Annotated in this window: 12 protein-coding genes; 4 read left to right on the plus strand and 8 right to left on the minus strand. The window is 74.1% G+C overall.

The window, feature by feature from the left end; translation table 11 throughout:
* Positions 1 to 113 precede the first annotated feature (113 nt).
* The 5 genes from B7L92_RS23060 to B7L92_RS23080 all read right to left on the minus strand — a co-directional run bounded on the left by B7L92_RS23060 (position 114) and on the right by B7L92_RS23080 (position 6,675).
* Entirely contained in the window at positions 114 to 1,358 is a 1,245-nt protein-coding gene (locus B7L92_RS23060; protein ID WP_081239355.1) for an MFS transporter, read from the minus strand.
* A gap of 40 nt (positions 1,359 to 1,398) precedes the next feature.
* A complete protein-coding gene (locus B7L92_RS23065; protein ID WP_081239356.1) occupies positions 1,399 to 2,841 on the minus strand; it encodes a CitMHS family transporter in 1,443 nt (480 codons plus the stop codon).
* A 139-nt stretch (positions 2,842 to 2,980) separates the two neighbouring features.
* Positions 2,981 to 5,218: a molybdopterin oxidoreductase family protein gene (locus B7L92_RS23070; protein ID WP_081239357.1), complete on the minus strand. Its 2,238-nt coding sequence runs from the start codon at positions 5,216 to 5,218 to the stop codon at positions 2,981 to 2,983.
* Between the two features lie 189 nt (positions 5,219 to 5,407).
* Positions 5,408 to 6,028, minus strand: coding sequence for a TetR/AcrR family transcriptional regulator (locus tag B7L92_RS23075; RefSeq protein WP_081239358.1), 621 nt, complete (start codon positions 6,026 to 6,028; stop codon positions 5,408 to 5,410).
* A gap of 29 nt (positions 6,029 to 6,057) precedes the next feature.
* Positions 6,058 to 6,675 (minus strand): hypothetical protein, encoded by a 618-nt coding sequence (locus B7L92_RS23080; RefSeq protein ID WP_081239359.1) that lies wholly within the window; start codon positions 6,673 to 6,675, stop codon positions 6,058 to 6,060.
* A gap of 265 nt (positions 6,676 to 6,940) precedes the next feature.
* Between B7L92_RS23080 and hmgA the strand changes: the two genes are divergently transcribed.
* The 3 genes from hmgA to B7L92_RS23095 all read left to right on the plus strand — a co-directional run bounded on the left by hmgA (position 6,941) and on the right by B7L92_RS23095 (position 10,353).
* A complete protein-coding gene (gene hmgA, locus B7L92_RS23085) occupies positions 6,941 to 8,254 on the plus strand; it encodes a homogentisate 1,2-dioxygenase (protein ID WP_081239360.1) in 1,314 nt (437 codons plus the stop codon).
* A gap of 122 nt (positions 8,255 to 8,376) precedes the next feature.
* A complete protein-coding gene (locus tag B7L92_RS23090) occupies positions 8,377 to 9,126 on the plus strand; it encodes a GntR family transcriptional regulator (protein WP_081239361.1) in 750 nt (249 codons plus the stop codon).
* Between the two features lie 39 nt (positions 9,127 to 9,165).
* The gene (locus B7L92_RS23095) at positions 9,166 to 10,353 is read left to right on the plus strand and encodes a type ISP restriction/modification enzyme (RefSeq protein WP_081239362.1); all 1,188 of its coding nucleotides are present in this window, start codon (positions 9,166 to 9,168) and stop codon (positions 10,351 to 10,353) included.
* 283 nt (positions 10,354 to 10,636) lie between these two features.
* Here the strand turns inward: B7L92_RS23095 and B7L92_RS23100 are convergent, their stop codons facing one another.
* The 3 genes from B7L92_RS23100 to B7L92_RS23110 form a co-directional block, all read right to left on the minus strand.
* On the minus strand, positions 10,637 to 10,912 hold the full coding sequence (locus B7L92_RS23100) for a hypothetical protein (protein WP_016826944.1): 276 nt from the start codon (positions 10,910 to 10,912) through the stop codon (positions 10,637 to 10,639).
* 126 nt (positions 10,913 to 11,038) lie between these two features.
* Positions 11,039 to 11,857, minus strand: a complete 819-nt coding sequence (locus B7L92_RS23105; RefSeq protein ID WP_081239363.1) for an anti-sigma factor — start codon at positions 11,855 to 11,857, stop codon at positions 11,039 to 11,041.
* Positions 11,854 to 12,396 carry a sigma-70 family RNA polymerase sigma factor gene (locus tag B7L92_RS23110; RefSeq protein ID WP_081239364.1) on the minus strand — a complete coding sequence of 181 codons (543 nt, stop codon included), beginning with the start codon at positions 12,394 to 12,396 and terminating at the stop codon, positions 11,854 to 11,856. The genes B7L92_RS23105 and B7L92_RS23110 overlap by 4 nt, the downstream gene beginning before the upstream one ends.
* A gap of 249 nt (positions 12,397 to 12,645) precedes the next feature.
* Between B7L92_RS23110 and B7L92_RS23115 the strand changes: the two genes are divergently transcribed.
* Positions 12,646 to 14,178 (plus strand): DUF4331 domain-containing protein, encoded by a 1,533-nt coding sequence (locus tag B7L92_RS23115; protein ID WP_081239365.1) that lies wholly within the window; start codon positions 12,646 to 12,648, stop codon positions 14,176 to 14,178.
* Positions 14,179 to 14,587: the final 409 nt, after the last annotated feature.

Genomic DNA, 14,587 nt, shown 5'->3' on the forward strand with positions numbered 1-14,587 from the left:
TCCTCCGGCGACGAGGACGACGGACAGGACGGCCGGAACCATGTTCTTCCCCCCCCCTGCCGTGCGACCGCACCGCGCCGTTGGCCCGTACGGCGGCGGCCGTCCGGCGGCGGTCAGCGCAGGTGACGGGCCCGGGTGCGGTCGGGGCCCGTCCGGGGCGGAGGGTCCTCCGCGGGGGCGGTCGCGTCGGCCGGTGCGGCGGGGGTGCGCAGGGCGACGCCCGCGGACAGGAACAGCAGGGCGCCCAGCATCACGAAGGGAGCCGCCACGCCTGCCGCGCCCGCGACCAGGCCCGCCGCCGCGGGCGCGGCGACCTGGCCCAGGCGGTTGCCGGTCAGGCGCAGGGCGAGGGCCGTGGAGCGGGCGTCCGCGGGGGCGGCCTGGACCACCGTGGTCATCGACAGCGGCTGGCCGACGCCCAGGCAGAAGCCGAGCGCCGCGAGCATCACGGCCAGCGCCCCCACCGGGACCGGCACCGCGATGCCCGCGCAGAGCACCGCGGCCAGCAGACACGTCACCGTCAGCAGGACCGTGCGGCCGAGCAGCCGCAGCAGCGGGGTGAGGACCAGCCGGCAGGCGATGGTGGCCGCGGCCCGCAGGCTGAGCAGCAGGCCGACGACCGACGGGGCGATGCCCCGGTGCTCGCCGACCACGGGGAGGTAGGCGGTGAGGATGTCGGTCGCGGACAGCACGGCCATGCTGATGAGGATGCCGGCCGGAACGCCCCGGGCCCGCAGGATGCGCCCGACCGGGACGCGCTCGCCCGGGGCCGTACGGGAGGGGGCCGCCGCCGGATGCTCGATGCGCCACAGCGAGGTGCAGGCGACCGCCGCGCCCGCGCCCGCCGTCAGCAGGGCGAGCGTGCTGGTGCCGGCCATGTCGGAACCGCCGATCAGCGCGCCCGCCGCGATCGGACCGATCAGCTGGCCGAGGGAGGCGCCGATGGTGAAGTGGCCGAAGTTGCGGTCCTGTTCGTGCGGCGCCGACTGGCGGGCGACCAGCGACTGCGCGCCGATGACGAAGCAGAGGTGGCCGAGGCCCATCACCCCGCTCCACAGGCCCATCGCCCCCAGGGAGTCCACCAGCCCGCTCAGCGCGCAGCCGCCGGATATGAGGACCACGCCGGCCGGCAGCAGGGGCGCGCAGCGGCCGTGGTCGGTGCGCCGGCCGAGCGGTACGGCGGCGAACAGCGGCAGCAGCGCGTACGCGCCCGCGATCACCCCGATCGCCCGCTCGTCCGCGCCCAGCGCGAGCGCCCGGTAGGAGACGGCGGGCCGGGCCATCGACACCGCCCCCTGCGCGAAGCCGAAGGCGATGACGAGGCGGAGCAGCCAGCCGCGGTTCCCGCCGGGCGCCATGATCGTGTCCTCCTTGGAGTGTCCTGGGGGTGGGCCGGGGTCAGATGATGCCGAACAGGATTCCGGCCGCGAGGATCAGCAGGCAGGTGAGGGCCGCCCACTTCACCACGAACCGCGTGTGGTCGCCGAACTCGACCCTGGCCATGCCGACCAGGACGTACACCGCGGGGACGAGCGGGCTGGACATGTGCAGCGGCTGGCCGACCAGGGAGGCGCGGGCCATCTCCAGCGGGGAGACGCCGTGCGCCGCGCCGGCCTCGGCGAGCACCGGCAGGACGCCGAAGTAGAAGCCGTCGTTGGACATGAAGTACGTCAGCGGCAGGCTCAGCACGCCGGTGACCAGGGCCATGTGCGGGCCCATGGCCTCGGGGACGATGCCCACCAGCCACTCGGCCATGTGGTCGACCATCCCGGTGCCCTGGAGGACACCGGTGAAGACGGCGGCGGCGAAGACCATGCCGGAGACGTTCAGGACGTTGTCGGCGTGGGCCGCGATACGGGCCTTCTGGTCGGGGATGTGCGGGAAGTTGACGGTGAGCGCGAGCGCGGCGCCGAGCAGGAACAGCACCGGGATCGGCAGCCACTCCATGATCATGGCGGTGAGCAGGACCACCGTGAGCAGCGCGTTGAACCAGTACAGCTTGGGGCGCAGGGTGGGGCGGTCCGGGTCGAGGCCCCGGAAGTCGTCGTCCCGCGCGTCGGTGTCCGTCCCGGCGCCGGAACCGCCGGCGGACGGGGCCTCCTTGCCGGGGCCCGCACCGGTGACAGCGCCGGACCCGGTGCCGGTCCCGGTGCCCGCGCCGACCAGCACGGTCTCGGTCTCCCTCGCCCCGGTCCCCTCCTCCGCCGGGGTCTCCCCCAGGGTCAGCGCGCCCAGCCGCCTGCGCTCCCGCAGACCGAGCACGTAGGCCAGGAGGACCACGCCCAGCAGGCCGACCAGCAGGGCCGGGATCATCGGGACGAAGACGTCGCTGGCGTCGAGCTTCAGCGCGGTGGCGGCGCGGGCCGTCGGGCCGCCCCAGGGAAGGGTGTTCATCACGCCGTTGGCCATGGCGGCGACACCGGTCATCACGACCAGGCTCATCTTCAGGCGCTTGTACAGCGGGTACATCGCCGAGACGGTGATCATGAAGGTGGTGGACCCGTCGCCGTCCAGCGACACGATCGCGGCGAGCAGCGCGGTGCCGACGACGATCCGCATCGGGTCCGCCTTGCAGAACCTCAGGATCCCCCGGACGATCGGGTCGAAGAGACCGACGTCGATCATCACGCCGAAGTAGACGATCGCGAACATGAGCATCGCCGCGGTGGGGGCGAGGCTGGACACGCCGTCGATGACGTAGTCACCGAGGTGGGCGCCCTTGCCGACGAACACGCAGAACAGCGCGGGGATCAGCACGAGCGCCGCGATCGGCGACATCTTCTTCATCATGATCAGGACCAGGAAGGTCGCGATCATGGCGAAGCCGAGGATGGTCAGCATGAGTGGACACCTAACGTTCGCCCTTGAACATCCCACCAGGGCCGGCGGTGCGACGACGTTAGGTGCGGCCGAGCCGCGTCAGCAAGACGTCGGCGTGCGAGCAATAAGAGCAAAACCCCAGGTCACAGCTTTGCTCAGGTCAGCGGGCGGTCAGCGGGGCCACCTCGACCGGAATCCCGTTGAGGACGGCGTTGCCCGACAGCGGGTCGAGGAGGCTGCCGTCGAGGAGCTGGTTGACGTTGACCCCGGGGTCGGCCGCGGCGTGCCGCATGCGGGTGCCGGGCCGGTCGTGCCCCCAGCCGTGCGGCAGGCTCACCACGCCCCGGCGCACCGCGTCGGTGACCTCGGCCGGCGCGGTCACCTCTCCCCCGGCGCCCTTGACGCGCACCGGCTCCCCGTCCCGTACCCCGAGGCGTTCGGCGTCCTCGGGGTGGAGGTGCAGGGTGCAGCGGTTGGAACCGCCGGTGAGGACGGGCACGTTGTGCATCCAGCTGTTGTTGGACCGCAGATGGCGGCGGCCGACGAGGACGAGTCCGCCGGGGCGCTCGTCCAGGGCGGCGCGCAGCCGCGGGAGGTCGGCGGCGATCGGTTCCGGCAGCAGCTCCACCTTTCCGCTGCGGGTCCTCAGCGGCTGGGGCAGCCTCGGGCGCAGCGGTCCCAGGTCGATGCCGTGCGGGTGGGCGAGCAGTTCGCGCAGGGTGAGTCCGTCCGGGTCGGCGCCGAAGCCGTCGCCGTACGGACCGAGGCGCAGCATCATGTCCAGCCGCCGTTCGGGGCCGTTCTCGCCGGTCAGCAGGGCCGCGAGGGCCTTCGGGTCGCGGCCGTGCACCGGGGAGTGGGGTTCTCGCACGGCCTTGTCGAGCGTCCGGTCGATCACCAGGGCGTCCACGGCGGCGGGGTCGGTGCCGTGCCCGCCGGAGGCCGCGAGGACGAGCCGCGCCAGGATCTCCGTCTCGGCCATGCGGCCGGGCTCCAGTGGGACGGCCGGGCGGGTGTAGCGGACCTGGTTGCGCACGGCCAGGGCGTTGAAGGCGAAGTCGTGGTGCGGGCTCTGCGCGGGCGGGGGCGGCGGCAGGACGACGTGGGCGTGGCGCGAGGTCTCGTTGAGGTACGGGTCGACGCTCACCATGAAGTCGAGGGAGGCGAGGGCCTTGTCGAGCCGGTCGCCGTCCGGGGCGGACAGCACCGGGTTGGCGGCGACGGCGACGACGGCGCGGATCGGCTCGCCCTCGACGGTGGCGGTGTCGATCTCCTCGGCGAGGGCGGCCAGCGGCAGTTCGCCCTTGGCCTCGGGGTGCCGGCGCACCCGGGAGTGCCAGCGTCCGAGGGCGAAGCCGCGGCCGGGTCCGGCGGGACGCGGGGCCCTGCCGGTGGCGGCCTGCGGGAAGAGGGCACCGCCGGGCCGGTCGAGGTTGCCGGTGAGGATGTTGAGGACGTCGACGAGCCAGCTCGCGAGGGTGCCGTGCGGGACGGTGCAGCTGCCGATGCGGCCGTAGACGGCGGCGGTGGGGGCGGCGGCGAGTTCGCGGGCGAGGGCGCGGATGGTGGCCGCGTCCACGTCGCAGGCGCCGGCCGCCGCTTCGGGGGTGAAGCCGTCCAGCGCCGCCGGGAGTTCGTCGAGCCCCTTCAGGTGCGCCGCCAGGTCCCCCGGGTCGACGAGGCCCTCGTCGAACAGCACGTGCGCCATCGCCGCGAGCAGCAGGGCGTCGGTGCCGGGGCGGAGGGCGATGTGCCGGTCGGCGAGGCGGGCGGTGCGGGTGCGGCGCGGGTCGACGACGGTGAGGGTGCCGCCACGGGCCTTCAGCGCCCTGAGCCGGCCGGGGAAGTCGGGGGCGGTGCACAGGCTGCCGTTGGACTCCAGCGGGTTGGCGCCGATCAGCAGCAGGTGGTCGGTGCGGTCCAGATCGGGCACCGGGATCGCGTTCGCGTCGCCGAAGAGCAGTCCGCTGGAGACGTGCTTGGGCATCTGGTCGACCGTGGAGGCGGTGAACAGGCTGCGGGTGCCGAGCCCGGCGAGCAGCAGGGGCGGGTAGAGGGCACCGGCCACGGTGTGCACGTTGGGGTTGCCGAGGACGACGCCGACGGCGTCCGGTCCGTACCGCTCGACGACGGGCCGGATCCCGGCGGCCACGGCGTCGAACGCCTCCTCCCACGTGGCCTCGCGCAGTTCGCCGTCGACGCGGACGAGCGGGGTGCGCAGCCGGTCGGGGTCGGAGTCCACGGCGCCGAAGGCGGCGCCCTTGGGGCAGATGAACCCCTTGCTGAAGACGTCGTCGCGGTCGCCGCGGGCACCGGTGACGTGGCCGTCGTCGACGGTGAGGACCAGACCGCAGGTGGCCTCGCACAGGGGGCAGATACGAAGGGCGGTGCGGGACACGGGACCTCCCGGGTACGACGGCTGCGGGTGGGGGCCTCCCCTGCCCGAGCGCGGTCGGGAGCACGGGGAAAGCAAGGGAAAGCAAGGGAAAGCAAGGGGAAGCAAGGGTGAAGCACGGACGAGCCGAGCATACCGACCGGTAGGCATGGAGGGGAGGGTCTGTCGCGGACCGGACCGGTCGTGGGGCGTTCAGTCCAGGACGCGGGCCAGATAGGCGCCCAGCATCTCCCGCAGTTCCGCGACGACCTTCTCGTCCCCCTCGGGCGCCATCCGGAACGCCAGGTGGACGAGGGCGTCGGCGGTCTCGACGGCGACGAGGAAGGTGCGGCGCAGCTCCTCGTCGGCGGCTTCGCGGCCCAGGTGGCCGAGGAGCAGGCCGAGGATCCGGTCGGAGACGCGGTGGTTGGGTTCGGTCCGGCGGGTGCCGACCGGGATCTGGTTGCCGAAGTCGACGAGGGAGAAGCCGAGTGCGGTGCGCTTCATGTCCAGGTACTCGTCGATCACGACGTCCATGGCGTGCCGCCACCCCCGCTCGCCGGCGACCTCGAGACGTTCGGCGACCCGTCCGGAGAAGCGCTCCAGGTTGCGCTGGGCCAGCGCGTCGGCCATCTGGCGCTTGTTGCCGAAGAAGCGGTAGACGGAGCCGATGGGCACCCCGGCGCGCTGCGCGACGGCACGGGTGCTCAGCTCGTCGTAGCCGACCTCGTCGAGGAGTTCGGCACAGGCGTCGAGGATCCTGGCCAGCCGTTCGGCGCTGCGCCGCTGCACGGGCGCCCGGCGGAGCGATGACGTCGGAGGCACGGGAGTCATGATGCCTCTTCGGCATCCTTCGGTGAACCTCACCCTCCGCCGTCCGCTCCGCCCACCGGGCCGGGCGCCGGGTCGGCCGCCGGGCCGCCGGTCGCGGACGGCGTGTCGGCCGGGCCCGCATCCGGGCCCGCGTCCGGGTCCGCGCCCGGATCCCGCTCCGACACCGTGACGTCGGCCGTGCTCTCCACCGGCTCTCCGTCCACGGCCCACACCGAGCCGTCGTCGGCGTGCAGACGGGCGGTGACCCGGTGCGTGCCGCGCGGGAGGGAGCGGGCGGAGAGGCGGTGCTCGGGGGTGCGCAGCACCGCGACGAGGCGGTCGTCCACGTAGAGGCGGGCCAGACCGCGGCCGGCCGCCACCCGGCCGCCCGTCCCCTCGGGCGAGAAGCGGAAGTTGCGCACGGTCAGCCGCACGTCCCAGCCGCCGTCGGTGTCGGGCGTGACCTCGATCCCGACCCCGGGCGCGTCCTCACCGCCCACCTCGCGGTAGGGCCGGCCCTCCTGGTCCCGCTCGTCCAGGAGCCTGCCGGCCGGTGGGGACGATGCCCCGTCCTGCCCCCGGGCGTCCCGGGACCCGCAGCCCGCGGATCCGGCCAGCAGCACGGCACAGGCCGCGAGCGCGATGATCAGCCTCCGCTTCCACCCCATGCCGGGGAGCGTAGAACGCCGGTCCGGTCTCCCGGATCCCCCTGGAGTCGGGTTCCGCGTCCTCCGCCGAGAGGAGAGCGCGGGAGGACGACGGCGGAACGACGGCGGGAAGGAGGACCGCGCGGGAAGACGGTGGGAAAGGGGCCGCGCGGGAGGACGGCGGCGGCCGGAAACACCCGGGCCGGAACCACGCAGTCCCCTTGCGCTCGGGAAAACGCAATCCTACGGTGTCGCATAGGAATCGCATCGCAAGGGAGCAGCCGACATGACCGGGGACGCGCGCAAGATCGCCGAAGGACTGGAATACCTCTCCGGCTTCGGCAACGAGCACAGCTCGGAGGCGGTTCCGGGCGCCCTGCCCGAGGGCCGCAACTCGCCGCAGCGCGCACCGCTCGGGCTGTACGCGGAGCAGCTGAGCGGTACGGCGTTCACCGAGCCGCGGGCGCACAACCGCCGCTCCTGGCTCTACCGGATCCGCCCGTCGGCCGCCCACCCGGCGTTCACCCGCACGGCCAACGGCGCGCTCCGCACCGCGCCCTTCACCCAGACGGTGCCCGACCCCAACCGCCTGCGCTGGAACCCCCTGCCGGAGCCCGCCGAGGGCACCGACTTCCTGGCCGGTCTGTGGACCCTGGGCGGCAACGGCGACGTCGCCCAGCGCACCGGTATGGCCGTGCACCTGTACCACGCCACCTCCTCGATGGACCGCGTCCTCAGCGATGCCGACGGCGAGCTGCTGATCGTCCCGGAGCGCGGCGGACTGCTGCTGCGCACCGAGTTCGGGCTGCTGCACGCGGAGCCGGGACACATCGCGCTGATCCCCCGCGGGGTGCGCTTCCGCGTGGAGCTCCTGGAGGAGAGCGCCCGCGGTTACGTGTGCGAGAACTACGGCGCCCCCTTCCAGCTCCCCGACCTCGGCCCGATCGGCGCCAACGGGCTGGCCAACGTCCGGGACTTCCGCGCGCCCGTCGCCGCGTACGAGGACGTCGAGGGGCCGGTGGAGGTGGTGAACAAGTTCTGCGGCAACCTCTGGTCGGCCACCTACGACCACTCCCCGCTCGACGTCGTCGCCTGGCACGGCAACCATGTGCCGTACGTCTACGACCTGCGCCGCTTCAATGTGATGGGCACCATCTCCTACGACCACCCGGACCCGTCGATCTTCACGGTGCTCACCTCGCCGAGCGACACCCCGGGGCTGGCCGGGGTGGACTTCGTGGTCTTCGCCCCGCGCTGGCTGGTGGGGGAGGACACCTTCCGGCCGCCGTACTTCCACCGGAACGTGATGAGCGAGTACATGGGCCTGATCGAGGGCGCCTACGACGCGAAGGCGGAGGGCTTCGTGCCGGGCGGTGGGTCGCTGCACAACATGATGTCGGCGCACGGCCCCGACCGGGAGACCTTCGAGCGGGCGAGCGCCGCGGAACTGCGCCCGCAGAAGATCGACGACGGCCTCGCCTTCATGTTCGAGACCCGCTGGCCGGTGTCCCTGACCCCCCAGGCGGCGCGGGCGGAACACCTGCAGCAGGGCTACGACGACGTCTGGCAGGGCCTCGAGCGCCACTTCCGCGCCCTGTGACGCGGTTTCGCGCCGGGGTGGTGCGGCCGGTGCCGGGGGCCCGGCCGCACTCGCCCCCTCGGGCCCGCGCGCCCCTCGCGGCCCACGTTGCACTGAACGTTCCCGACCGGTACGGATAGCCCGTGACCTCCTTCGCTCCGGACTCGATCGTCCTGAACCGCAAGCTGCCGCTCTGGTACCAGGTCTCGCAGTCGCTGCGCGCCTCGATCCTCGGCCGCTCGCCGCAGGACCCGCTCCGCCTGCCCACCGAGGAACAGCTGGCCGGGCACTACGGGGTGAGCGTGCTGACCATGCGGCAGGCGCTGAAGGAGCTGGAGGAGGAAGGGCTGATCACCCGTCACCGCCGGCGCGGCACGTTCATCGAGCCCGACGCCAGACGGGGCGCCCCGGTCCGCCTGCTGGGCTCGGTGGACGCGATCGTGGCCCAGCAGTCCGGGATGACCACCGAACTGCTGGAGCACGGCCCGGCGCCGATACCGGCCGGCGTCGCCGAGTACTTCCCCGACCTGTCCGAGGCGGCGTCCTACCACCGGCTGCGCAGCGACGAGAAGACGGGCGAGCCGACCAACCACGCCCGCAACTACGTCCGTCCCGAACTGGCCGCGCGGATCGACCTGGACGACCTCGTGCGCTGGCCGATGACCAAGGTGCTGCGCGATGTCGTCGGGGTGGAGATCAGCCGCATCACGGACACGGTGGAGGCACGGCTCGCCGACCCGGAGACGGCCCGTCTGCTCCGGGTGCCGCTGCTCAGCCCGATCCTGCACTACACGGGCGTCACCTACGACGCCGGCGGCCGTCCGCTGGACGTGGCCGTCATCAACTACCGGGGCGACCGCTTCTCCTTCACGGTGACCCTGGACGCCACCTGATCCACCGGCCCCTGACCCCGGTCGGCCGAAGGCCGTACGATGCCCGGCGTGACGCACGACGACGCTCCGCCGCTGGCGGACCTCATGCCGTGGTCCGTCGCACCGCCGCGGCTCGGCCGGGGGTGGCCGGCGGCCCCCGACGTGGCATCCCTGAAGGCACGTTGGGACGCCCTCGTGAAGGCCGAGGGACCGGACCGCGAGGCGCTGTTCCAGCCGACGCGCGCCCGGACCCCGCACACGGCGGTCGGTCAGTTGCCGGGGCGGAGCGGCGGCACGGAGCGACTGGCCCGTGCCTCGGGTCCCTGCCCGGAGCCCGTCCGGGTGCTGCACGCCCCGTTCGACGAGCAGTGGTTGATCCCCGACCAGCGGCTGATCGACGCGGCCCGCCCGGAGCTGTGGCGGGTGGCGGACGAGCGGCAGGTCTTCGTCGTCGAGACCGCGGGGGCCGCCGCCGGATCCCCCGGTCCCCCGCTGCTCGCCACGTCCCTGCTGCCGCTGCTCCGCCCGGGCCGGGTCCGCCCGCTGTACCGCCGCCCCGGGGGCGCGGAGCCGAATCTGGTCCCCGGCCTGTGCGCGCACCTGGCGGCCCGGCTCGGTGTCCGGGTGTCCCCGCTCGACGTCCTCGCCTGGACGATGGCCGCGGGGCGCGCCGCGCCCGGCGGACCGGTGGTCCCGCTCACCGGGGACGCCGGCACCTGGGCGCGGGGCGTGGAGGTGGGCCGCCGGACGCTGTGGCTGATGCGGCGCGACGGGGAGCGCCCCAGACTCCCCGGCGGGCGCCGCCCCTACGTCCGTGCTCCGCTGCCCTCCCGTCCGTCGGCGGTGCGCTACGACCGCGACGAGGAAGTGTTGTCGCTCGACGGGGGCCGCATCTCCCCGGTGCCGCCCGGGGCCTGGGACTTCGAGGTGGGCGGGGTGCGGGTGCTGGAGCGGTGGCTGGCGGTCCGCACGGAGGGGGCCGAGCCGGGCACTCTGGCCGCGATCCGGCCGGCCGCCTGGCCGCAGGCCTGGACCTCGGAGCTCCTGGAGCTGGTCACGGTCCTCGCCCTGCTCGCCGAACTGCGCCCGTGGCGGGCCGCGCAGGCGGACCCGCGGATGCCCGACCCGATCACCTCGGCCGAGCTGCGCGAGGCGGGTGTCCTCCCGGTGCCGTCCTCCGCGCGCCGGCCCGCCTCGGTCCTGGACGCGCACGAGGAGGGACCCGAGGGCCAGCTGGCGCTGATCTGACGCCCGGCCGGGGACGCGTCCCGTCATGGGCGCACCGGGCCGGTGCGCGGTGCTGCGGGTGGTGTGGGCGCGCCCCTCGCGGTGCGGCGAGAGGCGCACGGGAGGACGACGAGGTGCACGGCCGGGACGGGAGAGGCCGGCGGCCCCGGCTCGCTGCCGGGTGGGATCGGGGCGCCGACCGGGGGTGTGCTCGGGGTGCGCCGGGACGCCGCTGCGTACCGCGGGGACGACGGACGCGGGCGGGGCGCTGCGCCGGGACGGCGTGACCGTCCGGGCGCGGGCGCTACCGGCTGCCGAACAGGGAGCGGCGCAGCCGGCGCAGCGGGGCGAAGAGCGAGACGCGGCTCGCCCGTGCCCGCGCGCTCCTGGCGCCGCGGTCGTGCGCGGTGTCACGCGCGATGAGCTCGCGCATCAGCGACGTCGCCTCGGCCGTCTCCCGCTGCGGGACGGCGGGGCCCGCCAGCACCGAGAGGTGGCGGTCGAGGCGCGAACTGGTCGCGCTGCTCCCGCAGGTGATCGCAGGGACCCTGGCCCTGCTGCGCACTGTTATCTGTTCCATGTCACTCCCCACCCGTACGAGTCCACCCGGCCCGGGCAGAGTAACCCTATCGCCCCGTCCGGGCACACGTGTATCGAGGTCACAGGATTCACCTTCCCCATAAGGGGGTTGACGAACACCCGACGATTACTCTCCGAATCCGACCGTTTTCAGGGCGAGTTGGACGATGGGCCGGCCGGTGGGCTGCGGTGACCCTCCGTCAGGTTCGACGGTCACCGCGAGTGACGTCGCGGACTTCTCCAGGCCGGAGGCGACCAGGGGCGCTTCGCCCTCGAAGAGCCCCAGGGAACGCGGCCCGGCGCCCGGGCGCATCAGCCACAACTGGCGCACACGTCCGTTCGGAGGGTCGTCGTACCCGCCGAGGGTGACGACCGCGCTCCCCGCCGATACGGAGGCGATCACTCCGATCGTGCGGCCGCGTGCGTCCCGGCCGCTGCCCGCACGGGCGTCCGGAGCGGCCAGGACGTGGGCGATCTCACGTGACCGGTCGCGTTCGGCGTCCAGCCGGTCCTGGGTCCGGCCCGCCTGGACGGCGAACAGCGAGGCGACGACGAGCGCCGCGGCGGCGGTGGCCGTCGCGAACGGCACGAACAGCGGCGCCCGGCGCCGCTCCCGGGCGCGCGGCACCGGGGCGGCGCCCCACACGTGCGGCGGCAGTTGCGCCGCACGCGCCCGGGCCGGCTCCCGGGGCGCGGGGTCCTGCGGGGTGTTCCGCACGGCGGCCAGGACGCGGTCGCGCAGGGCCGCGGGCGCGGGAGCGGCCGCGGACCAGGCGAGCCGCACGGCGTCCTCGGCGAGGACGCGCACCTCGGCGGTGCAGCGGCCGCAGGACTCCAGGTGCTTCTCGAAGCGGACGCGTTCGGCCGGCTCCAGGGCGTCGAGCGCGTAGGGAGCGGCGAGCGAGTGCGGATCCCCGCGGCGCACCAGTCGGGCCAGCAGGCTCATGCCGCGCCTCCCAGGCAGTCGCGCAGGCGGATCAGGCCGTCGCGCATACGGGTCTTGACCGTGCCGAGCGGCAGCGACAGCCGCTCGGCCACCTCTCGGTAGGTGTAGCCCTCGTAGTAGGCGAGGGTGACCGACTGGCGCTGGAGTGCGGTGAGCCGGTCCAGGCAGCGGCGCACCCACTCGCGTTCCAGTCCGGCCTCGACCTCCTCGGCGACGTGGTCGAAGGCGGGGCCGTCGGAGCGCCGGGCCTCGCGCTGCTCGCGCTCGCCGGCCGCGCGGGCGCTGCGCACCCGGTCGACGGCACGGCGGTGGGCGAGGGTGAGGACCCAGGACAGCGCGCTGCCCCGGCCGGGGTCGAACCGCGCGGCCGAGCGCCAGAGTTCGAGCAGCACCTCCTGGGCCACCTCCTCGGACTGGGCGGGGTCGCGCACCACGCGCCGCACCAGTCCGTACACCGGCCCGGAGACCAGCCCGTACAGCTCCTCGAATGCCTTGTGGTCGCCCTCGGCCACCAGCACCAGAAGCTCGTCCGCCTCCAACGCGCTTCCTCCCCCCTCCGGGTCCCGCCGGGACCGTCCGATCGCACCGGATGAGCGCGGCGAACGCGCCTCCGGAGGGAAAGTACGGATCAGCGGGCCGAAAACGCGGGTCCGGCCGCGGGAAATGCCACGGGCGGGCGACCGGGGAGGCGGTGCTCCGGCGACGGGTTCCGAGAACTCGACCAATCCGGCCCGCCCCCCGTTCCGAATCCCGGTGCACCAGGCACGTCGGCACTGAGGACGGACGGCATGACACCCAACTCCACGACCGGTGCGGGGCACAGGAGCCTCGCCACCCTGCTCTGCGGTGCGCTGGCCGCCGGCGGGCTCGCGGCCGCCGGCGCCACCGCGCTGGAACCGGGGGCGGCCTCCGCCTCCAGCCACCGGGAGGCCCCGCTGATCTCGGGCACCCCGCAGTACGACAACACGGACCTGTACGCGTTCGTCAGCCCCGACCGGCCGGACACGACGACGGTCATCGCGAACTGGATCCCGTTCGAGGAGCCGGCCGGCGGACCGAACTTCTTCACCTTCGCCGAGGACGCGCAGTACGACATCCACATCGACAACAACGGGGACGCGCAGGGCGAACTGCTGTTCCGCTACACGTTCCGGACCCACACGAAGAACGACAGGACGTTCCTCTACAACACGGGCCCGGTCACCGGCTTGGACGACCCCGACCTCAACATCACCCAGACCTACGACATCGAGCTGCTGAAACTGAAGGACCAGCACCTGGTGTCCCGCACGAAGATCGCGGACGACGTGCCCGTGGCGCCGTCGAACGTCGGCAAGGCGTCCATGCCGGACTACGACACCCTGCGGAAGCAGGCCGTGCGGGACCTGGCGGGCGGCGCGAAGACGTTCGCCGGGCAGGCCGACGACCCGTTCTTCCTCGACCTGCGCGTCTTCGACCTGCTGTACGGCGGGAACCTCTCCGAGGTCGGCAACGACACCCTCAAGGGCTACAACGTCAACTCCCTCGCCCTCCAGGTCCCGACCCGCATGATCACCGAGTCGGCGGACCAGCCGGTCGTCGGCATCTGGTCGACGACGCAGCGCAAGAACGCCGAGGGGCGGTTCGTCCAGGTCTCACGGCTGGGCAACCCGCTGGTCAACGAGGTCGTCAACCCGCTGAAGGACAAGGACGCGTTCAACGCGTCCGCGCCGTGGGACGACGCGCGGTTCCTGAAGAACGTCACCCACCCCGAACTGCCGAAGCTCATCGAGGCGATCTACGAGATCGAGGCGCCCGCCGAGCCGCGCGACGACCTCGTCGACGTGTTCCTCAAGGGCGTCGAGGGGCTCAACCGGCCGCCGCACGTGACGCCGTCGGAGATGCTGCGCCTCAACACGTCGATCGAGCCGGCGGCGAAGCCGAAGCGGCTGGGCGTCCTGGACGGCGACGACGCGGGCTTCCCCAACGGCCGTCGGCTGACGGACGACGTGATCGACGCGGCGCTCCAGGTCGTCGAGGGGGAACTGGTCGGGGCGGAGAACGACCTGGGCGACGCGGTCGACGCCAACGACAAGGAGTTCGGTGCCGCCTTCCCGTACCTGGCCAACCCGACGGAGGGGTCGCGCGGCCCGCTCGCCCAGGGCGTGGAGGGCGGCAACGACGTGCGCAACCAGCTCGGCGACGCGCTCCGGCCCGCGGGAGCGCCGGACTCCGGCGACACCGCGCTGATCGCCGCGTCCGCGGGTGCGGGAGCCGGCGGGATCCTGCTGATCGGCGTGGCCCTGATGTGGTGGCGCCGGATGCGCGGCCGGGCGTACTGACCCGGCGCGTCCGCGGGCGGCCGGGGCTCCCGACCCGCCCACCGACGGGCGCGGCCCGTTTTCCCCCACGGCACGGGCCGCGCCGCACCCCCCCGCACCCGGCGAGCGACCGAGGAGAGGTCATGCCTCCGCGTACGAACGACCCTGCCCGCGAGGGCGACCAGGACACCGCGCCGTCCGCGCCGGCGCCCTCCGCGCACGGCGGGACGCCGGACGCGGCACACCGGCGGGACCGGGACGGGAAACGGCCCGGGGCGCCGGACCGGGCGCCCGGGACGGGGCCGTCCCCCGGGCCGGACCGCGGACGCACGGCGCGTACCGTCCACGGGCCGGGCGACGCACCCGGACCGGACGAAGCACACGGACCGGACGAAGCACACGGACCGGACGGAGCGCCCGAGGCCGGGAC

Source organism: Streptomyces viridosporus (assembly GCF_002078235.1).
GTDB lineage: Bacteria > Actinomycetota > Actinomycetes > Streptomycetales > Streptomycetaceae > Streptomyces > Streptomyces viridosporus.